Annotated in this window: 22 protein-coding genes; 17 read left to right on the top strand and 5 right to left on the bottom strand. The window is 64.1% G+C overall.

Features of this window, described 5'->3' with window-relative positions; all coding sequences use genetic code 11:
* Positions 1-49: 49 nt before the first annotated feature.
* The 4 genes from gstA (FB547_RS21805) to FB547_RS21790 form a co-directional block, all read right to left on the bottom strand.
* Complete coding sequence (gene gstA / locus FB547_RS21805; protein ID WP_145745772.1) at positions 50-697, bottom strand: glutathione transferase GstA; 648 nt, start codon at positions 695-697, stop codon at positions 50-52.
* A gap of 82 nt (positions 698-779) precedes the next feature.
* Positions 780-1,760, bottom strand: coding sequence for a tripartite tricarboxylate transporter substrate binding protein (locus FB547_RS21800; RefSeq protein WP_145745771.1), 981 nt, complete (start codon positions 1,758-1,760; stop codon positions 780-782).
* A 119-nt stretch (positions 1,761-1,879) separates the two neighbouring features.
* On the bottom strand, positions 1,880-2,866 hold the full coding sequence (locus FB547_RS21795) for a Bug family tripartite tricarboxylate transporter substrate binding protein (RefSeq protein WP_145745770.1): 987 nt from the start codon (positions 2,864-2,866) through the stop codon (positions 1,880-1,882).
* 114 nt (positions 2,867-2,980) lie between these two features.
* Positions 2,981-3,811 (bottom strand): IclR family transcriptional regulator, encoded by an 831-nt coding sequence (locus FB547_RS21790; protein ID WP_145745769.1) that lies wholly within the window; start codon positions 3,809-3,811, stop codon positions 2,981-2,983.
* 213 nt (positions 3,812-4,024) lie between these two features.
* On the opposite strand from FB547_RS21790, the gene gstA (FB547_RS21785) reads away from it, so the two are divergent.
* Genes gstA (FB547_RS21785) through FB547_RS21775 form a run of 3 tightly spaced genes read left to right on the top strand, consistent with a single transcriptional unit; the run spans position 4,025 to position 6,779 of the window.
* Positions 4,025-4,651, top strand: coding sequence for a glutathione transferase GstA (gene gstA, locus FB547_RS21785; RefSeq protein ID WP_145745768.1), 627 nt, complete (start codon positions 4,025-4,027; stop codon positions 4,649-4,651).
* 21 nt (positions 4,652-4,672) lie between these two features.
* Positions 4,673-5,728 carry a cyclase family protein gene (locus tag FB547_RS21780; protein WP_145745767.1) on the top strand — a complete coding sequence of 352 codons (1,056 nt, stop codon included), beginning with the start codon at positions 4,673-4,675 and terminating at the stop codon, positions 5,726-5,728.
* 52 nt (positions 5,729-5,780) lie between these two features.
* Positions 5,781-6,779 (top strand): Bug family tripartite tricarboxylate transporter substrate binding protein, encoded by a 999-nt coding sequence (locus FB547_RS21775; RefSeq protein ID WP_261380352.1) that lies wholly within the window; start codon positions 5,781-5,783, stop codon positions 6,777-6,779.
* Positions 6,780-6,847: 68 nt separating this feature from the next.
* On the opposite strand, the gene FB547_RS21770 is transcribed toward FB547_RS21775, so the two are convergent.
* Complete coding sequence (locus FB547_RS21770; protein ID WP_145745766.1) at positions 6,848-7,582, bottom strand: IclR family transcriptional regulator; 735 nt, start codon at positions 7,580-7,582, stop codon at positions 6,848-6,850.
* 321 nt (positions 7,583-7,903) lie between these two features.
* Between FB547_RS21770 and FB547_RS21765 the strand changes: the two genes are divergently transcribed.
* The 14 genes from FB547_RS21765 to FB547_RS21700 all read left to right on the top strand — a co-directional run bounded on the left by FB547_RS21765 (position 7,904) and on the right by FB547_RS21700 (position 22,615).
* Positions 7,904-8,893: a Bug family tripartite tricarboxylate transporter substrate binding protein gene (locus tag FB547_RS21765; protein WP_145745765.1), complete on the top strand. Its 990-nt coding sequence runs from the start codon at positions 7,904-7,906 to the stop codon at positions 8,891-8,893.
* A gap of 13 nt (positions 8,894-8,906) precedes the next feature.
* A complete protein-coding gene (locus FB547_RS21760) occupies positions 8,907-10,466 on the top strand; it encodes an acetolactate synthase large subunit (protein WP_145745764.1) in 1,560 nt (519 codons plus the stop codon).
* A gap of 52 nt (positions 10,467-10,518) precedes the next feature.
* A complete protein-coding gene (locus FB547_RS21755; RefSeq protein WP_145745763.1) occupies positions 10,519-11,313 on the top strand; it encodes an SDR family NAD(P)-dependent oxidoreductase in 795 nt (264 codons plus the stop codon).
* A gap of 23 nt (positions 11,314-11,336) precedes the next feature.
* Positions 11,337-12,392: a WD40/YVTN/BNR-like repeat-containing protein gene (locus FB547_RS21750; RefSeq protein ID WP_145745762.1), complete on the top strand. Its 1,056-nt coding sequence runs from the start codon at positions 11,337-11,339 to the stop codon at positions 12,390-12,392.
* A complete protein-coding gene (locus FB547_RS21745; protein WP_145745761.1) occupies positions 12,385-12,864 on the top strand; it encodes a VOC family protein in 480 nt (159 codons plus the stop codon). Before FB547_RS21750 ends, FB547_RS21745 begins: the two co-directional genes overlap by 8 nt.
* A gap of 50 nt (positions 12,865-12,914) precedes the next feature.
* On the top strand, positions 12,915-13,520 hold the full coding sequence (locus FB547_RS21740; protein ID WP_145745760.1) for an amino acid synthesis family protein: 606 nt from the start codon (positions 12,915-12,917) through the stop codon (positions 13,518-13,520).
* A gap of 9 nt (positions 13,521-13,529) precedes the next feature.
* A complete protein-coding gene (locus FB547_RS21735; protein WP_145745759.1) occupies positions 13,530-14,399 on the top strand; it encodes an alpha/beta fold hydrolase in 870 nt (289 codons plus the stop codon).
* Positions 14,396-14,692 (top strand): NIPSNAP family protein, encoded by a 297-nt coding sequence (locus FB547_RS21730; RefSeq protein ID WP_145745758.1) that lies wholly within the window; start codon positions 14,396-14,398, stop codon positions 14,690-14,692. The genes FB547_RS21735 and FB547_RS21730 overlap by 4 nt, the downstream gene beginning before the upstream one ends.
* A gap of 26 nt (positions 14,693-14,718) precedes the next feature.
* Positions 14,719-16,401, top strand: a complete 1,683-nt coding sequence (locus tag FB547_RS21725) for a bifunctional 3-(3-hydroxy-phenyl)propionate/3-hydroxycinnamic acid hydroxylase (RefSeq protein WP_145745757.1) — start codon at positions 14,719-14,721, stop codon at positions 16,399-16,401.
* 13 nt (positions 16,402-16,414) lie between these two features.
* The gene (locus FB547_RS21720) at positions 16,415-17,842 is read left to right on the top strand and encodes an NAD-dependent succinate-semialdehyde dehydrogenase (RefSeq protein ID WP_145745983.1); all 1,428 of its coding nucleotides are present in this window, start codon (positions 16,415-16,417) and stop codon (positions 17,840-17,842) included.
* A 25-nt stretch (positions 17,843-17,867) separates the two neighbouring features.
* Entirely contained in the window at positions 17,868-19,343 is a 1,476-nt protein-coding gene (locus tag FB547_RS21715; protein WP_145745756.1) for an NAD-dependent succinate-semialdehyde dehydrogenase, read from the top strand.
* Between the two features lie 6 nt (positions 19,344-19,349).
* Positions 19,350-19,946: a nitroreductase family protein gene (locus FB547_RS21710; protein WP_145745755.1), complete on the top strand. Its 597-nt coding sequence runs from the start codon at positions 19,350-19,352 to the stop codon at positions 19,944-19,946.
* A gap of 196 nt (positions 19,947-20,142) precedes the next feature.
* The gene (locus FB547_RS21705; protein WP_145745982.1) at positions 20,143-21,606 is read left to right on the top strand and encodes an APC family permease; all 1,464 of its coding nucleotides are present in this window, start codon (positions 20,143-20,145) and stop codon (positions 21,604-21,606) included.
* A gap of 73 nt (positions 21,607-21,679) precedes the next feature.
* The gene (locus FB547_RS21700; RefSeq protein ID WP_261380351.1) at positions 21,680-22,615 is read left to right on the top strand and encodes a LysR family transcriptional regulator; all 936 of its coding nucleotides are present in this window, start codon (positions 21,680-21,682) and stop codon (positions 22,613-22,615) included.
* Positions 22,616-22,698: the final 83 nt, after the last annotated feature.

Here is a 22,698-nt window from a genome sequence, read left to right as displayed (position 1 = left end):
GCGATCACGCTCGTCCGTCGGCTCGGCGATGAGCGCGTGCGCGAATCGGTTAGTGAGTGTTGTGCATTCTCTCTGCGCTTTCACGCTCACCTTGTTCGCGCGCTGCCTGCTCGGCCGCTTTCACGCTGGACCGTGAACCGGTCCGGGTGAGGTAGGCTTCCAGGTGGGGCCATGGCGCAGTGTCGATAGCGTGGGCTCTTGTCCACATGGCAATGGTGTAGCAATGCGCATCCGCAATCGTGAAGATGGACCCCATGAGGTAGTTCCTGTCGCTCAACTGCGTGTTCAGCCAACCAAGTCGGCCATTGAGGTATTGGCGAGCGATGCTCCTGTATTCAGGAGGAGTCGCCGCCTTGAAGAGCGGCATGAAGCCGCCCTTGTGAAGGTCCGCTCCGATGAAGCTCATCCATTCGAGCGTCCGGTACCGTTCGAGCGTGCCCGGGGGCGCCAGCAGCGAACTGCCCGGGCTCTGGTCTGCCAAGTACTGCATGATGACCGCGCCTTCGCTGAGATACTGCCCGTCGGCCATTTCGAGAGTGGGCACGGTTCCCTTGCTGTTGACCTGAAAGTAGTCGGTGCCGTCCTTCAGACGCTTGGTGGTCATGTTGACCCATTCAAGCTCAAGAGGGATTTGTAGTTCGCGCGCAACGATATCGACAGCCAGCGAGCAGCCGCGCACCTCGTGATAAAGCTTCATGACATTTCTCATTTTCTTCTAGTGCATAAATGGCCAGCGTCGTGCCGACCAGGAATTGAGTCGAATCTCATGCGACGGTTCGCTACCGGTCCGTTTCGATCTTGACCTGAGTCAGGATGCCCTGCGTGGCGACGATGGATCGCTCCCACACGGCCATCTGGAGCGCACGGCTGCTGTTCGCGCTGCGCAATCCAAGCTCCACCAACTTGGCCTGAACTTCCGGGGTTGCCATCACGCGCCCGATGGCATCGTGAAGAAAGTCCATGACAGGCTCCGGAGTCCCGGCGGGTGCGAACACAGCGAACCAACCCGAGTCTTCGAAACCCGATACGCCGGCTTCCTTGAATGTGGGAACGTCGGGCAATGTCTGCACGCGGCGGGCCCCGGTCACCGCCAAGGCGCGCACTTCCTTGTCTTCGACATGGCTGCTGAGCGCGGCGACTGTCAGGAACACGCTGTCGATGTGACCGCCGAGCAACTCGGTGATCGCGGGCGAAGAGCCTTTGTACGGAACATGCTGCAGACGCGCATTGGTTCGCGCCGCAAGCAGCGCCCCCATGATGTGGGGAGACGACCCGGAGCCGAAGGTGCCGAAGGTCAGCTCGCGGTCGCGCGAAGCCTTCAGCAGCTGATCGAGATTCTTGAACGAAGACTTGGCGTTCACGGCCAGTACAAGCGGTGTTTCCGCCACGATGCCGACCATCGAGAAGTTCTTGCGGGTTTGTTCCATCTGCTGCTTCTTCGGAGACAGTAGCGGCGACAGGACGTGGGTCGAGCTGCCGCCGAACATCAGCGTGTAGCCATCGGCTTTCGCTCGTTCGGCATACTGACTCGCGAGAACACCGTTGGCACCCGGCTTGTTCTCGACAACAACGGATTGCCGAATCATCGCGCCCAGCTTGGCCGCCACAAGTCTGGCAAGTATGTCGGTCCCGCCACCGGCGGAAAACGGCACGACCAACGCGATCGGGCGATCTGCGGGGAATGCAGGAGCGGCCTGGGCGCTGAGGGATGCGAGAGCGGTAAACAGTGCAAGCGCTGCGAGAGGTATTTTCTTGAGCATGGCAAGTGGAGTAAGACGGCGCTCGGCGGCGCCGGGTCCGGGTCGTCGATCGGCGGTGGTCGACCGTGTGCCGGCGTCGATGCGGGTTTCGGCAAAAGTGCTCTGTCGGGTTGGAGTGGCTACTCGAGTTGAATGTGAGCGTGCTGGACAACGCTTCGCCACTTGTCCTGATCTCGTTCGATGAAGGCTCGAAACGGTCCTGGACCTTCGCCGGATACCTTCACGCCGCGCTGCGCCAAGGCCTCTGCGACCTGCGGTTTGGCAAGTGCGTTTCCGATTGCCTTGTCGAGGCGTTGCACGATGGCGTCGGATGTTCCCGCCGGGGCCATGACACCAAGCCAGCCGTCAACCACCAGGTCCGGGATACCCGCCTCGGCCATCGTTGGAAGATTGGGGGCCTGGGTGGTGCGCTGAGCAGACAGGACACCAAGTGCCTTGAGCCTTCCCGCCTGCACATACGGAAGCATCACCGACACGGTATCGAACGCAATCTGCACCTCACCGGAGACCAGGTCCGTCGCGGCAGCTGCGCTTCCCTTGTAGGGCACGTGCAGCAGTTTTGTCTGCGTCTTGATCGCGAAGAGTTCACCGATCAGGTGATTGGTCGAACCTGCGCCGTAGGACGCGAAGCTCAGCTGCCCCGGCTTCGCCCGGGCAAGGGCGGTCAACTCGCCGACGCTGCTGGCTGGGACTGATGGATGCGCCACCAGCATGAACGACACGGTGCCCACTTGCGTGATGGGCTTGAAGCTCTTCAGCGTGTCATAGGGCACCGCCTTTTTCAGGGCCGGCAAAACGGTCAACTCCGAGCCCGACCCGAAGAACAGTGTGTAGCCATCCGCAGATGCCTTGGCTACGGCGGCGGCTCCGATCATTCCTCCGGCGCCCGCCCTGTTTTCGATCACTACCGGCTGTCCCAGCTCGGCGGCCAGGTTCTGCGCCAGCAAGCGCGCCGCCGTGTCCGTGCCTCCGCCGGCGGCAAAGCCGACAACCATGGTGATGGGCCTTGCGGGAAACGCTTGCGCCTGAGGTTGAGTCCAGGCCGAGAGCGGCACTGCAGCCAGAAGTCCGATCTTCAGCGCGTCTCGGAGCAAGCGAAGCACCATGGTCGGCCTTTCAGTGTCGTGTCAGAAGAACTTTCTCATATTTTGGGAAAAAATCAAACAAGAAAGAAATGCCGGCTTTTCCGGGGCGCGAAAGCGCGGTGCTTTACCGGCGCGTTACTGCAGGGCGCTGCTGACCGTGGCTGCCGCAGCTTTCACCATTTCGATGACGACCTCCTCGCGCAGCAGTGCCATGCGCGCCGCATCGCCAATGAGGGTGATGCTGCCCACGACCTGCCGGGATTCGATGAAGACGGGCGCGGAGATGCCTTCGATGCCGCTGTTGAGCTCTCCGACGGAGAGGGCGAAACCCTGGCGTCTGATGTTCGACATGCTGGCGTGGAAGCTCTCCCAGTCGTTGAGCTGTTCGTCGCCCTGCGCCTCGCCGTTCTCGAAGAGTCGGCGCAGTTTGGCGGCCGGCAGGAAGGCGGTGATGGCCTTGGAACTGGAGCCTCGGAACAGGGGCAGCGGCCGGCCCCGGCCGTAGGCAAGCGAGCCTGTGTCGCTCGTGGATTCGATGTGCACGGTCATGACCTTGTTGCCATAGAGCTTGGTCAGCAGCGCGTTCAGGCCTGTCTGCGCACACAGTGTGCGCATGGGTTCGGACGCCGCACGGATGACCGGATCGCACTCCCTGATTTGCAGGTCCAGTTCCATGATGCTGGGCCCGAGCGTGTAGCCGCCTTTCCAGCGAACCAACAAGCCGGCCGTTGCCAACTGCTTCACGTAGCGATAGGCCGTGCTGGTGGGAACGCCCGCGCCCTTGGCGATCTCCTCGGCCGACAGCACCGGGTGCTCGCGCGTGAAGAGTTGAAGCGTGCTCAGCATCCGGGAAAGGCTCGAGGAGTCCTGCTCCGAATCGCGGGCCTTGACGGCGACCGAGCGCGCCTTGCGGGCCGTCTTGGGAGTCGCCTTGAGGGGCTTGGTCTTTGTGTTTGCACGCGGCATGTATGGGTCTCCTCCCCCTTCGGCTGAGCGATGGCTGGGAATTCTAGGGGCCGCGTCGCTCGAGGCTGCGCCCGGCCTTCCGGTGGATGGCCGATGCGGGTTCGTGGGTGATGTGTTGACGAAATAAATAAATTATCGGAATATGGGAAAAATGGCAATTTGACCTGACGGCGCTGGCATGGCGCGAGACCCCGCAACTGACTGAGGAAACACATGAAGCTGTACCTGACACCCACCGCATGCTCGCTGGCCGTCGACATCGTGGCGCGAGAAGCGGGTATCCCGCTGGAACTGATCTGGGTGGATGTGCGCGCCAAGAAGCTCAAAGACGGAGGCGACTACTTCGCCATCAACCCGAAGGGACAGGTTCCGACCTTGGAGACCGACGCAGGGGAGTTGCTGACCGAAGGCCCGGTGATCGTGCAGTACCTGGCCGACATGAATCCGGGAAGCGGGTTGCTGGCTGCCGGTGCCGTGATGGACCGATACCGTGTCATCGAGTGGCTCAACTTCATCGGTTCGGAACTGCACAAGGGCTTCACTCCGTTGTTCCGACCGACCACGCCTCCCGCGTATCGGGTGCTGGCGATAGAGAACCTGAACAAGCGGCTGGCCTGGCTCGACACCGCGCTGTCGGGGCGCGAGTACCTGCACGGCGATCGCTTCACGGTTGCCGACGCCTACTGTTACACCATCGTCATGTGGAGCCACGTCCACGACATCGATCTTTCGCAATGGCCCAGCCTGAATGCCTATCTCGAACGCATCGAGCAACGTGAGAGCGTTCGGGCGGCACTGAATGCGGAGCGGCAGGAGATCGCCGCCCGTGCCGCCGCCTGAGGCGCCCGAAGAAAGATCGCCATGACGAACCGATGGAAGCAAAGGCCGCCGGGTTCGAACTGGGGCCTCTTCGGGAACGACGATCAGCGCGGATCGATGAACCTCGTTGGCCGGCCGCAAGTGCTGAAGGGGCTCGAGGAGGCGAAAGAGGGGCTGACATTCAGCTTGTCGCTTCCGCTGGACTACCCCGGCGGCACGGCACTGCATCCGCGCCGCCATGGCCCTCGGCGCTTCGCCACGCTGCGGGGCGGAAAGAACGAGGGCGAGCAGTGCTTCTGCTTTGCGCTCTCCCGCGAGAATCCTTTTTATTCCGACGTCTATTCGGATGACGTCGTGGTCCTGCACACGCAGTACTCCACGCAGTGGGACGGCTTGGCGCACGTCGGCGCGGAGTTTGACGCCGACGGTGATGGCGTCGACGAGATCGTCTTCTACAACGGCTACCGGGGCGGAGAGCACGTCAAGCCGGCACGCCGTGCCGAAGGCGCCGTGCGATGGGACACCTACGAGGACCCGACGGCAAGCGCGCTTGGCATCGAGCAACTGGCCAGCCACGGCGTGCAGGGGCGCGCGGTCATGATCGACCTGAATCGCCACTACGGCGAGGAGAATCATCCCGTCGGCTATGCGGACCTGATGCGAATCCTGCAGGAGGATCGGGTGGTCATAGAGCGCGGAGACATGGTCTGCCTCTACACCGGCCTCGACGACCTGATCCTCGGCATGAACAGGAAGCCCGTCGCCGAGAAACTGCTTCATTCCTGTGCTGGCTTGGATGGCGGCGACCAGCGGTTGCTTCAGTGGATCACCGACACAGGCATTGCTGCGCTGATCTCGGACAACTTCGCGGTGGAGTTGATGCCCAAAGCCATGCGCCAGAGCGCCAGGCACGCAATGCTGCCGCTGCACGAGCACTGCCTTTTCAAGAACGGCATCCACCTGGGCGAGTTGTGGCGATTGGGCGAACTCGCGCGCTGGCTGAGAAAGAACGAGCGAAGCCGTTTCCTTCTGACTGCGCCGCCATTGAATCTTCCCGGTGCCGCAGGTTCGCCTGTCACGCCCATTGCCACTGTTTGAGCGCGCCTCGGCGCGGGGCTTCGGCGTTCCCTTTCACTTGAAGAGGCTGCCCATGATGATGAATCGCTTGCACCCGGCGCTTTTGCGCATGGCCTTCCTGGCTTGCTGCGTCCTTGCCACTGCGCTGTCCCTCGTGCAGCCGGCCGGTGCCCAGGCCTATCCGTCCAGGCCGATCACGCTCGTCGTCTCGTTCGAGCCAGGGGGCTCCACTGATATCTCTGCCCGTGCGGTTGCGCAGGAACTCTCGGTCGCCCTGGGCCAGCCTGTCATAGTCGACAACAAGCCGGGTGCAGGGGGGCGTATCGGGACGAAATACGCCGCTTCGGCGAAGGCCGACGGCTACACGCTTCTCTGGGGGAGCGGGAGCACCCTGACGGCTGGGCCGGTGCTTTATCCGGACCGGGGGCATGCGGCGAGCCTGGCTCCCGTCAGCCTTGGCGCGACCCAGCCCTTTGTCTTCGTGACGACGCCTGCCACCGGCGCGAAAACGCTGGCTGAATTTGTCGCGCTGGCAAAGCGACGGCCTGGTGAGTTGAACTTCGCATCGGCCGGGACGGGGTCGAGCAATCATCTGCTGGGCGAAATACTCATGTCGGTCACCGGCATCCAACTGGTTCACGTGCCTTACAGAGGGGCCGCCTCGGCGAAGGAGGGGCTTCTGAAGGGCGATGCCCAACTGATGGACGAGGTCGTCTCGCCGCTCATCGGCGCGTTGCGCTCCAATCAACTGGTGCCGCTGTTCATCACGGGCGACACGCGCGACCGCCTGTTCCCGTCCATTCCCACCGCGTTGGAAGTGGGGCTGCCCGACCTGGCCATTACCGGCTTCTTCGGCCTGCTCGCGCCCGGAGGGACGCCACCGGAAGTACTGGCGAAGCTCAACGGCGCCATGAAGACGGCGCTTGCGGCGCCCGCGGTCAGCCACGCATTCGACAACCTGGGTTTCACCGCGGCCTACAGCACTCCCGAACAGATGCAGGCGCGAATCACCCAAGGCAAGGCGATCTATCAGCGCGTGGTCTCGGAGCGCAAGATCAAGGTGGCCGATTGACGGCCATGACAAACCTTGCGCCAGACTCGGTGCGTTCGTGAGCTAAAGGGAGTGCCGAGTTGGCCGCCCTAGCCAGCGATCCGCGACGTGATCTTGCGCGCGGCGTCGATCATCAGCGTCGAGAGGAACTCCCGGTTGAAGGCATTGAACCGTTCGGAGTTTCCCGCCAGGGTGATGCTGCCGAGGATGCGTCCCTTCTCGTCGAAGATCGGCGCGGCGATACCACTCTTGCCGGGATCGAGTTCGCCCTCGCTGATGCAGTAGCCGTCCTTGCGGATGCGCAGCATGGCCTTGGAGAAGTCTTTCCAGGTCAGCCCGATGCGCTCCAGGTCTCCTGGCGCGGCGTTGTCGAAGAGCCGCTTCAACTGACGCGGCAGCAGGTACGCCAGGATCACCTTGGCCGTCGCGCTGCGAAACAAGTCCATGGGTCTGCCGCGTCCGAAGTTCAGCGCCTGCTCGTCGGCACCGGAGCGCTGCAGGATGTTGATCACGGTCGAGTCGTAGAGCTCGCTGATCAGCAGTTCCAGATGGGTCTGGGCGATCAGGTCGCCCACGATGTCGCGGCTGGCTGCCAGCAATGGGTCGAACTGAGTCATGTGCCGATCGAGTTCGATGATTCGCGGCCCCAGGGCGTAACCGCGGGGCAGGCGAACGAGCAGGCCCGCGTTGGACAGCTCCTTCACATAGCGGTATGCGCTCGCGGACGTGTAACCCAACTGCGAGCAGATGACCTCGATGTCAATCACGGGCTGTTCCGGCTTGAACAGATTCAGCACCTCGAGCATGCGACTGAGGCTATTCATGGGCGTTGGCAGCGCGTGGCGTCATGGGTGGGCGGCATGTCTTGGCAAACCCGGAAGGTTAATCGAAGCATCGGCGCCGTTGTCGGCTTCTTGCTCGCTTCGAAATGATCGATCAATATCTCGCATTGAGAAAAATATGCATGTTATGTGCTTGAAAATGGCAAACAATATTGCATTGTTTTGTCTAATCGATAAACTTGCAAAATTCCTCGCAGAATGAAAGAGCTCTGGCAGGGGTAGTCGGGCCGTTGGCCCCGGCCCAGCGAGCGCACGCCCCGCTCGAAGCCGAACGTCGTCAGTCGGGGTGTTCAGGAGTTCGAGATGAACAGGAATTGCTTTCGGCAAACATGTGCCGCCCTGGCGATGCTTTTCGCCGCGTGTCTGGCCCCGGCTCCAGCCTGGGCCGAGGGCGGTTGGCCATCCCGGCCGATCCGCATCGTCGTTCCGTACCCGCCAGGTACGGGGCCGGACGTGATGGCTCGCCTGGTGACGGAAGGAATGGCGAAGGAGCTCAAGACCGCCTTCGTCGTGGAAAACAAGGCGGGGGCCAACGCGATCATCGGGACGTCGGAGGTAGTGAAGTCGCCGGCCGACGGCTATACCTTCCTGCTGGTCGACCGGCTCACCCTCACGGTCAATCCGCTGCTCTACCAGCCGCTGCCGTTCGACCCCCGGAAGGATCTCGTCTCGGTCAGCAACATCGCCGACGTGAATCTGTATCTCGTGGTCAGTGCGCAGGTGCCTGCCAACGATTTCAGATCCTTCATCGCCCACGTCAAGGCGCATCCCGGGGAGGTGCCGTTCGGCACCGGCGGCGTTGGCAGCGTCATGCACCTGAACATGGAGTTGCTGCAAGCAGGCACCGGCGTGCAGTTCCTGCATGTGCCGTACAAGGCGCTCGCGGAAGTCATTCCCGCCATGCTCGGTGGCCAGGTGGTGGCGACATCGGGCGGCGTGGAGGCTCTGCTGCCCCATGTGCAAAAGGGCAGCCTGAAGCTGCTGGCTGTCGGCGCCAGCGCGCGCACGCCGGTGGCACCGAATGTGCCGACGATCACCGAGGCCGGCGGGTCCGACATGCTGCTGTCCACCTCCTACTCGCTGCATGCCAAGGCAGGCACCCCTGCAGAAATCCTGGCGCGAATGAACGCAGCCCTGGCCAAGGTGCTGGCCGCTCCCGACCTGCAGGCCTGGGCGTCCGCCCGAGGCCTGCGGGCCGGGGCTTCAAAGCCCGCGGAGCTCGACGCGCAGATCGCTGTCGACGCCGAGCGTGTCGGCAAGCTGGTGCGCGAGCGCGGCATCAAGGTGCAATAAGAGGAACGAGGCAATGAAGAAAATGACCGGCGCCGAGGCGCTCTGGCTCGCGCTTGCAGGCGAAGGTGTGGACACCTGCTTTGCCAATCCGGGCACCACCGAACTCGACCTGGTGCGTGCACTGGAGCAGCGCGATGAAATCCGGTGCGTGGTCGGCCTGCAGGAAAACGTCTGCACGGGAGCGGCCGACGGGTACGGCCGCATGCTCGGGCGTCCCGCGGCAACGCTCCTGCACCTGGGGCCGGGGTTTGCCAACGGCATCGCGAACCTGCACAACGCGCGGCGCGCACGCACGCCGATCGTCAACCTCGTCGGCGATCACGCCAGCTGGCATTTGCCATATGACGCGCCGCTGACCTCCGACATCGAATCGCTCGCGCGGCCCGTCTCTGGCTGGGTGCACCGCATCGACAGTGTCGACGACAGCGCGGCCGCGGCCGCCGAGGCTGTGCGACAAAGCGTTGCAGCAGGTGGGCGCGGCACGACGCTGATCTTCCCCGCCGATTTTCAGGCGGGCGATGTCACGCAGGCCGCCAAGATCGAAAGGCCTGGCGCCACCAGCACGAGCGCCGAGGGCGGCCCCGACACAGCACAATGCATCGAGCGCCTGCGCGCAGCGCGGCGCGTGGTCTTCCTGTTGGGCGGTGGCGGAGAACTCTCTGGCTTGGGTCAGCGCGCTCAGCGCGCGACGGCCCGCCTGTGCACGCTGCTGGGCGCACAGGCCTATGCCGAGACCTTTCCGTCGCGTTCAGAGCGCGGGCAGGGGCTGCCGGCCTTCGATCGGTTGCCCTACTTTCCCGAGCCGGCGCGCGAAGTGCTGGATGCGGCCGAACTCGTCGTGCTCGTCGGCGCGCTGCCGCCGGTGACGTACTTCGGCTATGCGGGTCACCCGAGTTTGCTGGTCGATGCCGAACGGTTGCTGGTCATCAGCGAGCCGGGGCAGCCAGTGGCCGGGCGGCTCGAGGAAATGGCCGATGCCCTGGGGGCGCCGGCCTACCAGGCGGCCGTGTCGTCGCTGCCGGACGCGCCCGAGGGCGCGCTGACGCCGGCCAGGATCGCAGCGGTTCTGGCGCGCGAATTGCCGGCGGGCGCGATCGTCTCGGTTGAGGGCGGGACTTGCGGCTACCCCTTCTATGCGGCGTCTTCGGCCGCCCGTCCGCATACCACGCTCACCAACACCGGAGGTGCCATCGGGCAGGGGCTTCCCGTGGCGATGGGCGCGGCCATCGCCTGCCCGGAGCGCAAGGTGGTCGGGCTGCTGTCGGACGGCAGCACCCAGTACACGATCCAGACGCTGTGGTCGCTCGCGCATGAAAACCTCGACGTGGTCGTGCTGATCGCAGCGAACCACCAGTACGCCATCCTGCGCAACGAACTGCGGCGCGATGGCGCGGCGCTCGGCACACGGGCGGAGGCCCTGACTGCGCTGGATCACCCGCGCATCGACTGGGTGGGGCTTGCCGAGGCCTACGGCGTCCCCGCAACGCGCGCGCACACCGCCCAAGAACTGACCGAACAACTTCAACGCGCGTTCGGGCGAAGCGGCCCTGCGCTCATCGAAATGGCCCTTTGAGGGCGCAACGTCAGGGCGCCGGCAGGCGGCCTGCATCAATCAAGGAGAACATATGGATCTGAAACTCAGGGGCAAGGTCGCGGTCGTGACCGGCGGCAGCCTTGGCATTGGCCGGGCCGTGACGCAGGCGCTGGCGGCCGAAGGCGTGCGCGTGGCGATCGTGGCGCGCAGCAAGGAACCGCTCGAACAGGCGGCGCGCGAAATCAGCGAACAAACCGGCATCGAGATTCTTGCTGCGCCCGCGAATGTCAGCAGCACCGAGCAGGTCGACGCCATGATGAGCAGGGTCGCGGCGCATTTCGGCCGAATCGACATTCTCGTCAATGGGGCTGCCCACCCGGGCGGTCTGGTGCGCAGCGAGATCGAGAACGCCAGCCCCGAAGGGCTGCTGGAAGACATCAACATCAAGGTGGTGGGCTACATGCGCTGCGCCAAGGCGGCCGCGCCCCACATGCGCAAGGGCGGCTTCGGCCGCATCATCAACATCGGCGGCCTCACGGGCCGCGGCAGCAAGCAACTCTCGGGCATGCGCAACGTGGCGATCTGCCACTTGACCAAGACGCTTTCCGACCAACTCGGCCCGTCGGGTATCACGGTCAACGTGATCCATCCCGGCGTGGTGGAAACACCGCACATCCACGAGCTCTACGCCAAGGAGGCCAAGCTACAGGGCCTTACGCCGGATCAGGTGGAGGCGAACTACGCCAGGGCCACGCCCATCCGCCGCGTGTTGCAGCCCAACGAGATTGCCGATGCCGTGCTGTTCCTCGCCTCCGAACGAGCGGGCGCGATCACCGGAGAGTCGATCGCGGTGGACGGCGGCATCACGCGCGGCATCTTCATCTGAGCAAAGCGAAGGAGCACTCAATCATGCAAGGAACGATTCTTGTGGGAACCGCGGGGCAGGGCATCCTGCGCAGCGCAGACGACGGCGCGACATGGCATCGCCTCGGGTTGAAGGAAGCCATCGAGTTCGATGGCGTCGTGCGAAGTCTTCTGGTGGACCCTCGGGACCCGAACCGGATCTTCGCGGGTGCGGACGCCGGCATTTGCCTGAGCGAAGACGCGGGTGCGCATTTCAGGCGCCTCGAATCGCCCGCGAACGGAATGCATGTCTGGTCCATCGCGATCGACCCGCGCGACTCCAATGTCATCTACGCAGGAACGGGCGCGCCTTCTCGCGCCGCGATGTTCCGCTCGCTCGATGGGGGTCAGAGCTGGACGCGGCTTGGCATCGAATTGCCGGAGTTCTGCGGCGGCGTAAACCGTCCGCGGATCCTCACCATCTGCGTGGACGCCGATGACGGCGCGGTGTGGTTCGGCGTAGAGGAGGGCGGTGCCTGGCACAGCCTGGACCAGGGCGAGACCTGGCGCCGCGCGGACGATGCGCAAAGCGGCATCCTCAACGGCGACATCCACGCCATCACCATCCTTCCGGCCCGCGGCGGCCGGCCCAAGACCCATCTGCTCGCCACGGTGAATTCGGTCTATACCAACCGCGACGGTGGCTACGGGCCGTGGGCCGCGGAAAGTTCGGCCGATCGCTTCGATGGCATGTACTACACCCGCACGCTCGCACCTCTGGAGGGCGCGGAGGACGTGCTGCTGGTGGCCATCGGCGATGGCACGCCGGGCACGCGCACGCAGATCTACCGCTCGCTCGACCGTGGCGCGACATGGTCAGCGGCACTGCTTCATGCGGTGCCCAACTCCACGTTCTGGGCGTTGGGAACGCACGCCGCAGACCCTCAGTTTGTGTTGGCCGGCACCAAATACGGCCACCTCTTCCGTTCCATGGACGCGGGAAAAACCTGGTTCAAGGACTGGCGCGACTTCAGCGAGATCACCGCAGTGGCATGGACGCCGGTCGTCGCCGCCGTCAAGGCGCACCCGAAATCCACTCTCGGGGCGAAGCCACATGACTGATACGACGACCCGGACCGTGCGCCCGAAGATTCGCCGCACGCACCTCTCGCTCTTTGTGTCGAACCCCTTCGCATCGGCAAGTTGGTACGAGCGCGTGCTGGGCATGCAGGAAACCGCGCGCGGCGAGCAGTGGGTGTTCATGAGCTTCGGACAGAAGCACCATGACATCGCGTTGATCCGCCCGGAGCCGGGCATCGTTGTGGGCGGCTGTGCGCTGCAGCACTACGGCCTGGAAATCGATGGCGACATCACGGAACTGCGGCGGCTCTACGGGCAACTGCTCAAGGCCGGAGTGGAGGTGGTCAAGACCACCGACCACAAGGTGGGTTACGGCCTGTACTTCAACGACCCGGATGGTCATCGCTTCGAGTTCTTCTGCGAAACCGTCCACGACGATGAGGAGGGCAAGCGAGTGCTGCATAACTACAACGCGCCTAGCGACCACTTCGAACTGGAGCCGCTGTACGACTGAGTGCGGCGCGCTTTCCCCTTCCTGTTCTTCAACATTCACACATCATTCTCATGACCAAGTCAGCCAATTTCAGCGTCTTTCACATCCGCAAGTGGTACCTGCAGATCGAGGACACCCTCGCAGGCGAAACCGGCGCGCCGGCCGATGGCGACCCACTGCGCAAGATCGTCATTGCGGCCTCCATCCACAACCCGTTCGCCGGCAGGTTCGTCCAGGACCTGTCTGCCTGGATCGAGCCGTCGCCTGAACTGGGGCGCGAGTTCGGTCGCCGCATCCAGGAGGCTGCCCAGGGCCGCGCGATCGAGAGCTACGGCAAGGCCTGCCTCGTGGGCATCGACGGCGAGTACGAGCATGGCAACGCGCTGCTCACCAATCCGGCAGCCAACCCGATCCGCGACGCACTCGGCGGCGGCAAGTCCTGGGTGCCTTCCACCGGAAAGCGTGGCGGTCCCGGCGCCGTGATCGACATCCCGCTGGCGCACAAGGACGCGCTGTACGTGCGTTCGCACTACGACACCGTGACCGCCCAGTTCAGCGACGGCCCCAACCGCGACGAGGTCATCGTCTGCTGGGCCTTCGCCACCCGCGGACGCCTCAACGCGCGGCTGGGGGGCCTGAAGGCCTCCGAGGTCAAGGGCCAGGACGGCTTGTACTGAAAGACGCACATGGAGCGGCGCGACTACACGCTGGCCCTGTCGGGGCTGAACTTCCACGTCAGCGAGTGGGGGGCGGAACAGGGATGGCCCGTCGTCATGCTCCACGGCATTCGCGGCTACGCCGAGACCTTCGCTGGCATCGCGGCGGCCCTGCATCCCGGCTTCCGCGTCATTGCGTTCGATCAGCGCGGGCGCGGCGGCTCTGACTGGGACCCCGCTCACAACTACTATGCCGACGCCTACGTGGCGGATGTGGAGGCCATCGTTCAACAGTTGGGGCTCGACCGCTTCGACCTGTTGGGTCATTCCATGGGAGGCATCAACGCGATCGTCTATGCCGCGCGCCATCCCGGGCGTGTGCGGCGCCTGGTGATCGAGGACGCCGGCCCCGGCGCCTTCGAGACGAGCGACGGCGCGACACGCATCCGCAAGGAACTCGCAACGACGCCGGAGCGCTTCGAGTCCTGGGAGGCCGCCGGCGAATTCATGCGGGCGCTGCGTCCCACGGTGAGCGAAGAGGCCCGGCAGCAGCGCTTGCACAGCATGCTCAAGCCCCTGCGCGAGGGCGGCTACACCTGGCGCTACGACCATGCCGGCATTGCGGCGACGCGGCTGAACCCCGACCCGGCGCGTGTCGTTGATCTTGAGCCGTGCCTGTCGGCCATCGGTTGCGAGACCCTGGTGATCCGCGGGGGGCGATCCGACTACCTGCAGCCGTCGATGGTCGAGCGCATGCAGGCGTTGAATCCGCGCATCGCGAGCATCGAGATCCCGGACGCCGGCCACTACGTGCATGACGACCAGCCGGCCTTGTTCCAGCAGGCGGTTTCCGATTTTCTCGATCGGGGTCTGTTCCATGCAGGAAAGGGCGCACCGTGATCCACGAACTTCGAACCTATACCCTCGTACCAGGCGGCACGCGCGAGTACTTGCGCATCTACAACGAGACGGCGCGAGCGCTGCAGACCCGCATGCTGGGCAACCTGGTGACGCTGATGACGCCGGAGAGTGGTGATCTCAATCAGCTTGTCTTTCTCTGGGCCTATGACAGCCATGAAGAGCGCGCGCGTCGACGTGCCCAGTTGATGGCCGACGCCAGCTTCACGGAGTTTCGCAAGAGCGTGCGCCACTTGCTGGTCCGGCAGGACAGCCGCCTTCTCACCGCCGCCTGAGTCGGCGGGCACGGAGACAAGAACCTATGAAAATCCCCACGGACATTCCGGTGCTGATCGTCGGCGCGGGCCCGGTCGGCGTCTCCATCGCCAACCTGTTGGGCCACTACGGCGCCGCTTGCCTGGTCGTCGAGCGCAACCTGCAGGTGCTGAACTATCCCCGCGCGGTGGGCCTCGACGATGAGGCGCTGCGCACCTTCCAGGCGGCCGGCCTGGCCGAGGCGATGCTGCGCGACATGATCCAAAACGTGCCGATGCGCATGTACACCGCCGGCAAGCGCTGTTTTGCGGAGATCCTGCCGAGCACGCGCGAGTTCGGCTGGTTTCGTCGCAATCTCTTTTCACAGCCGCTCGGCGAGCTGACGCTGCGCCAGGGGCTCGAACGCTTCCCGCACGTGAACCTTTGTCCCGGCGTAGAGCTGGTTCATCTGGTCCAGGACGATGAGGGCGTGACGGCGACCTTGCGCGACGCAGAGGGGGCCGAGCACCGGGTGCGCGCAGGCTACCTCGTGGCATGCGACGGCGGACGCAGCATGGTGCGCGAAGGCATCCTCAAGTTGCCTTTCGAAGGGCGCACGCATCCAGCCAAGTGGGTGGTGATCGAATGCGACCACGATCCCCTGGACGCGCCCTATACCGCGTTGCACTGCGAGCCTCAAAGGCCCTACGTGTGCCTGAGGCTCCCCTATGGGCTGCGGCGCTGGGAGTTCATGCTGTTTCCGGGCGAAGACGGCGAGCAGATGCTGCAGCCTGAGAAGGTGCGAGAACTGCTGGGCCGGCATGTGGCAGAACCCGACAAGCTCAACGTGATCCGCGCCCGCGTGTACACGCACAACTCTCGCGTGGCCGGCGCGTTCGTCGTCGGGCGCGTTTGCCTGGCCGGGGATGCTGCACACATCACGCCGCCATGGATCGGCCAGGGGTTGAACGCGGGCCTGCGCGACGCCTTCAACCTGGCCTGGAAGCTAGCCTGGATCCTGCAGGGACGGATGAAGCCCGAGTTGCTGGCGAGCTATCACGAAGAGCGCCACGCGCACGCCAAGGCGATGATCGATCTGGCGGACTTGTTCGGCTCCGTGCTGTCCCAGCGCAACCGCTTCGTGGCCTGGATGCGTGACTGTTTCTTCCTGTCCATCAAGAACATTCCGCGCGTGCGCGACTACGTGCTGCAGATGAAGTTCAAACCCATGCCGCGCTTTACAAAGGGTGTTGTCCTGAACAGTGGCGATGCGCGGAGCGACGAATTGGTGGGGCGCATGTTCATCCAACCCAACGTCGAGCGCGAAGCCGGGCGCACCCAGCGCCTGGACGATATGGTCGGTGCGCGCTTCGCGCTGCTGAGCTGGTGCGGCGACGCACTGGCGGGTGCACCCGCCTGTTTGCGGGAGCAACTCGAGCGTCTGGGCTGCGACCACTATGTCGGCGTGCGCTCGCGCAGCATCAGGAGCGAGGCCTGTTCTCACGTGCCAGTCCAGCCATCGGGAACAGTGATCGAGGACGTGGAGAACACGCTGCACTTCTGGTTCCAGGCCAAAGGTGTCGACTGGGTGCTGATCCGCCCGGACCGCTTCATCGCGGCGGCTGGCAAGGCGGGCGATTCGGTGCCGCAGCTTTCGACATTTTGCGAAACCGTACTGCCGCCAACTGGCTCTGTTTTCGCCGGCTCGGCGAGCGCCTCCGAGCAGTCCCGCTTGCCGGCGCATGCCTGAGGAAACCATGATGTTGTATCCCGAGCTTTCCCTCTATGTCGGCGGCCGCTTTCTGAATGGCGATGGCCGTCCAGGACAGGACGTGCGTGATCCCGCCACCTTTGATCTGCTCGGGCGCCTGCCCTGGGCAACGCGCGAGGACGTCGATGCGGCACTGAGGGCCGCACACCGGGCGTTCCAGTCCTGGCGGCGCAGTTCGCCGATGGAGCGTTCCGAGGTGTTGCGCAAGGCGGCAGCGCTGGCACGCGAGCGCGCCAGCGAGATCGGGCATGGCATCACGCTGGACAACGGAAAGCCATTGCCGGAAGCAGTGGCCGAGGTGCTCAACGCCGTCGAGCATATCGAATGGCACGCGGAGGAATGCCGTCGCATCTACGGCCGTGTCGTGCCATCGCGCAATCCGGCGGTGCGCCAGTTCGTGGTGCGCGAGCCGGCAGGCGTCTGCGTCGCATTCAGCCCTTGGAACTTTCCATTTGGCCAGGCGATGAAGAAGGTCGTGGCCGCGATCGGCGCCGGCTGCACCGTCGTGCTCAAGGGGCCGGAAGAATCGCCAAGCGCCATTGTGGCGATGGCTCGCTTGTTCCACGACGCGGGACTGCCCGAAGGCGTGTTCAACATCGTGTGGGGCGTGCCAAGCGAGATCTCGCGCCAATTGATCGAATCGCCCCTGGTGCGGGTCGTCTCGTTCACCGGCTCGGTTCCGGTGGGCAGGCATCTCGCGGCGCTCGCGGGCTCGCACATGAAGCGAATGAACATGGAACTCGGCGGTCATGCGCCGGTTCTGGTATTCGATGATGCTGACGTAGAGCAGGCCGCGACTCTGCTTGCGCGACTGAAGACCCGCAATGCCGGCCAAGTGTGCGTCTCGCCCTCGCGCTTCTTTGTCCAGGCAGGCATCCACGACCGCTTCGTGGCCAGTTTCGCCGATGCGATGCGCGGCGTGAAGGTGGGCCATGGCTTGGAAGAGGGCGTCCAAATGGGGCCACTGATCCACGAGAGGCGCCTGCAAGCCATACGCGAACTCGTGGACGACGCAGTGCAGGCGGGCGCGCAGGTGCTCGCAGGCGGCGGCACATTGGGCGAGCGCGGCCATTTTCACGAGCCGACCGTGATCGCTAACGTGCCGCAGCACGCTCGCGTCATGCGTGAGGAACCATTCGGACCCCTGGCCGCCCTCGCGCGTTTCGATACGGTGGACGATGCATTGCGCCTGGGCAACGCGCTCCCTTTCGGCCTGGCTGCCTACGTCTTCACGCAGTCGATCCAGACCTCGACGCGCGTGGCCAACGAACTGGAGGCCGGCATGGTCAACATCAACCATTCCGGCATGGCGCATCCCGAGCTGCCTTTCGGCGGCGTGAAGGACAGCGGCTTCGGCAGCGAGGGCGGCACCGAGTCCTTCGACAGCTTCCTGGTGACCAAGCTGATCACCCAGATCTGAAACCTCAACCCCGAGTTCCTGCACCATGTTGAACCTGCGAGACCCTTCTCTGCTTCGAGAGCAATGCTTCGTGGCGGGCCAGTGGATATCTGCCGCCCGAACCATCGCCGTCACCAACCCCGCCAGTGGCGCCGTGGTGGCTCACGTACCGCGCCTGGGTGCCACCGAAACCCTCCAGGCGATCGACGCCGCGAATGGTGCGTGGCCCGCATGGCGCGCGCGCACGGCCCATGACCGCTCGGCGCTGCTGGCGCGCTGGCACGCGCTGATCCTGGAGAACCAGGACGACCTCGCCAGAATCATGACTGCCGAGCAAGGCAAGCCGCTGGCGGAAGCGCGCGGCGAGATTGCCTACGCGGCGTCCTTCATCCAATGGTTCGCCGAGGAGGCCAAGCGGGTCTACGGCGAGACGATTTCTTCGCCGATCTCCACCCAGAGGATCGTGGTGACCAAGGAGCCCGTGGGTGTGTGCGCGGCAATCACGCCCTGGAATTTTCCCGCTGCGATGATTACGCGCAAGGCGGGACCGGCATTGGCCGCGGGTTGCGTCATGGTCGTCAAGCCGGCGAGCCAGACACCGTTGACGGCGCTTGCTCTCGCGGCGTTGGCCGAACGTGCAGGGATTCCTTCGGGCGTGCTGTCGGTAGTCACCGGGTCGGCTGGCGACATCGGGACGGAGTTGGCGACCAATCCGTTGGTGCGCAAGCTTAGTTTCACCGGCTCCACCGAAGTCGGGCGACATCTGATGCAGCAGACCGCGGCGACAGTAAAGAAGGTGTCGATGGAACTGGGAGGCAATGCACCTTTCATCGTCTTCGAAGATGCAGATCTCGACGCCGCGGTGGAAGGGGCCATCGTGTCCAAGTTCCGCAATGCAGGCCAGACCTGCGTATGCGCCAACCGGCTGTACGTGCACTCCAAGGTCTACGACCAGTTTGCACGCAAGTTGGCGGACGCGCTGAAGGCGCTGAAGGTGGGGTCCGGCGAGGAGGAGGGCGTACGCATCGGGCCGTTGATCGACGACGCGGCCGTGCGGAAGGTCGAGGAACATCTGGCTGACGCGCTAGAAAGAGGGGCGCAGGTGATCACCGGTGGCGGCAGGCATGCGCTGGGGCGCAGCTTCTTCGAGCCGACCGTGCTCGTGGGCGTCACCCAGGCCATGCGCGTCGCGCGCGAGGAGACCTTCGGGCCGCTCGCGCCCCTGTTTCGCTTCGAGACAGAAGACGAAGTCGTCGCGATGGCGAACGACACCGAATTCGGCCTGGCAAGCTATTTCTATGCACGCGATCTCGGCCGCGTGTGGCGTGTCGCGGAGCGCCTCGAGTACGGCATGGTTGGCGTGAACACCGGGCTGATCTCCAACGAGGTGGCGCCGTTCGGCGGTGTCAAGCAATCGGGCCTCGGACGCGAGGGATCGCGCCATGGCATCGAGGACTACTTGGTCATCAAGTACATCAACATGGCGGGAATCGAGAGCCCGCGAACGAATCAACTCAACTAGGAAACCATGACTGAAGCACGCCAGCCCGATCACCCGATCAATTCCCTGTTCGTCGACCGCTGGTCGCCGCGCGCATTCACGGGCGAGCCGATTGCCAAGCCCATGCTGCTGAGCCTGCTGGAAGCAGCTCGGTGGGCACCCTCGGCATACAACGCGCAGCCATGGCGCTTCATCTATGCGCAGCGCGAGACCCTCAGTTGGGAGCCGATCTTTGCTACGCTGGTGGAATTCAACCAAGGCTGGGCCCAGCATGCAGCTGCACTGGTGGTCATCGTGTCGGCCAGGCAAGCCGTGTTTCCAGGGCAGACAGATGCCGCGCCCAACGCATGGCATTCGTTCGATGCCGGCGCGGCGTGGGCCAGCATCGCTTTCCAGGCCACGCTCGCGGGCTGGTCCGCCCATGGGATGGCGGGCTTCGATGCAGATCGGCTGCGAAAGGCCGCAGGCATTCCAGACACCTACGCGCTGGAAACGGTGTTGGCGATTGGCAAGCAGGGCGACAAGGCCTTGCTTGCCGAGGGGCTGCGCGCTCGCGAGATGCCCAACGGACGACTGCCGCTGACCCAATTGGCAGCCGAGGGGCGGTTCACTTTCAGCGAATGAAGCATCGGCTGGATGTGCCACGACTGGTCTCGCGCACAACGGCCGCGCAACGGCTTGCCGATCCGGGATACCGCGCAGCAGGCTTCTATTCATAGACTGCCGGCCACCCCTTTGCTGCAACCGAGCAGGTTCGCGCCCACCCGCAATTCCGGCTTCGAACATCGCATGCCGAGTCAGGAGACAGTACATGGAAGTTATGAACACCTTGTTGGAGCGGCCACAGGAGGCTGCCGCAGTCCGCTCCACCACTCTGCGCCGTTCAACGCTCAGCGCGGGGTTCATCACACTGCTGGTGATCTCGGCGGCAAGCCCATTGAGCGTTGTCGCTGGTGGCTTTCCACTTGGGATCATGCTGGGCAACGGTGCCGGCACGCCCGCGCTGGTTGTTGTGGCGCTGGCGCTGCTGCTGCTGTTCGCCGCGGGCTACACGGCGATGGCCACTTGCGTCACGAGTGCAGGGGGCTTCTATGCCATGGTTGCCCGCGGCCTTGGTGGAAGCGCCGGCGGCGCTGCGGCGATGGTGGCGATCCTGGGCTACCTCACACTGCAATTCGGGCTATACGGCCTGCTGGGCGCTGTCTCGTCCGAGGCCTTGCTTGCCCAGTTTGGGCTGAGTGTTCCATGGTGGGCCTGCGCACTGGCAGCCATGGCGACGGTAGCGTACTTCGGCTATCGCCAGATCGACTTCTCCGCGAAGGTGCTGGCCGGCTTCGTCGTTGCGGAATATGCGGTGGTGCTGATTCTTGATGTGCTGATTCTCAGCCAGGGAGGGGCGGACGGTATCAACTTCAAGTCCTTCACCCCGCAGGTGATCGCTGGCGGAAACCCGTTCATCGGATTGCTCTTCTGCTTTGCGGCCTTCATAGGCTTCGAGGCGACGACCATCTACAGCGAGGAAGCCAAGGATCCCAAACGCAGCATCCCGATCGCCACATACGCCGCGCTGTTGCTCGTGGGCGGCTTCTACTCGTTCTCGCTGTGGTGCCTGGTGCTGGGTGCCGGCACTGACAAGGTCGCTGCCACGGTTGCTGCCTTGGGTGACCCAACGAATTTCCTGTACACCTTGTCAGATACCTATGCGGGATCGCACTTGACCATGATCCTGCGCGGCATGTTCATCGTCAGTATCTATGCAGGATTGATCGCATTTCACAACTCGACCGCGCGCTATTTCTACTCGATGGGACGTGAACGCTTGCTGCCACCACGGCTCGGTTGGACACATCCCAGGCACAAGAGCCCGCATATTGCTTCGCTGTTGCAGACGGCCTTGTGCGCCGCCGTGGTGATCGGCTTCGCCGTGGCCCGTGCAGATCCGGTCCTGACGATGTTCTCGTGGCTGAGTAACCTGGCCACGGTCTGTGTGCTCTTGCTGATGATCGCCACCGCGATCTCGGTGATTAGGTTCTTTCGCCGCGCATCGCACGGTTATGGCAAGGTCCGGATCCTGCTGCTGCCGGCGTTGGCGGGAATGGGGCTTTGCGTGGTCCTGGTGCTTGCGGTTGCGAACTTCCATATTTTGACGGGCGCCAGCGAAAGGAGTGCTCTCGCTTTGATCGGTCTGTTGCCGATCGCAGCGTCTGTCGGGTGGTTGGCGGCAGGTCGACTCAAGCGCCGTGACCCCGCGCGTTTCGCGAATCTCGGCCAAGATCGCGACTAGGATGGCTTGATCGGTTGATTGAGATGGCACCGCAACTCGAAAGTTCGAAGCGGCTCGCTCCGACATCGGCACCATGGCCGCCCGTGACCGAGTTCTGTCTTGCCTCATTGCTGGCGCGCAGATGATCGAACTGCGCCACCTTCGCCATTTCATGGCCGTTGCAGAGGAACTGAGCTTCCGTCGCGCCGCCGAGCGAGTCCATATCGACCAGACTCCACTGTCGCGAACCGTCCGTGACCTGGAAGACCGAATGGGCGTGGCTCTTTTAATTCGAAAGCCCCGCAGACTCGAGCTCACTCCCGCAGGTGCCAAATTGCTTGATCATGCGCGAGGACTTTTCTTGCGTCTGGAGCGCATTAAACGCGTCATACGCGAAACCGATGCACGCTATCGCGAGCCCTTGCGCATCGGCGCGGACGACAGCACGGTGCAGCCCAGGCTGGCCGAATGCCTGACCCGCTGGCGGGAACTTGTCCCCGATATCCCAGTGGAGCTGACGGAAATGCGCCCGGCAGAACTCTTGGCCGCGCTGCGCAGCGAGGAGATGGATGCAGGGTTCTCCTTCGGCCTGCCAGATAGTGAAGCCATCGCGCAACATGTGGCCTGGATGAGCCCCATCGTGGCGTTGCTTCCAAGAGCACATGAGCTCGCCTGCCGCGAGGTGGTTTCCCTTGCCGAGTTGTCATCCTTCCCCGCCATCGCCTGCAGTGCTTCCTACCATCCAGGACTATGTCAGCAGATGAAGGCAGTACGTCGGCGATATTCTGTAGCTCCGACAATCGTCGGGGAGGCTCGCACACTGACTGGCTATCTGACCCGTGTGGCGGCAGGTCTGGGGGTTGGGGTTGCAGATGCTGACCACATGCGGGCACTGCGACGTACGGACGTCGTGGTCGTGCCGCTCGCCGAACCGGTGCACTTCACAACCTACGTGCTGCACAAGCACCGGCGCAATGGCCTGCCCGAATCGCTGCAACGGTTTCTTACCCACGCCACAGCTTTGAACTGAACGTTACGGTGCGGGATTGCAAGGCGAACTGCCTCGCTCCAACAGCCATGGAGTTGTCGAGCTGCCCGTGGAATGCTCCCGTC

This window comes from Variovorax beijingensis, assembly GCF_007828835.1.
Taxonomy (GTDB): Bacteria; Pseudomonadota; Gammaproteobacteria; order Burkholderiales; family Burkholderiaceae_C; genus Variovorax; species Variovorax beijingensis_A.
This window is presented reverse-complemented; position numbering and strand designations above follow the sequence as displayed.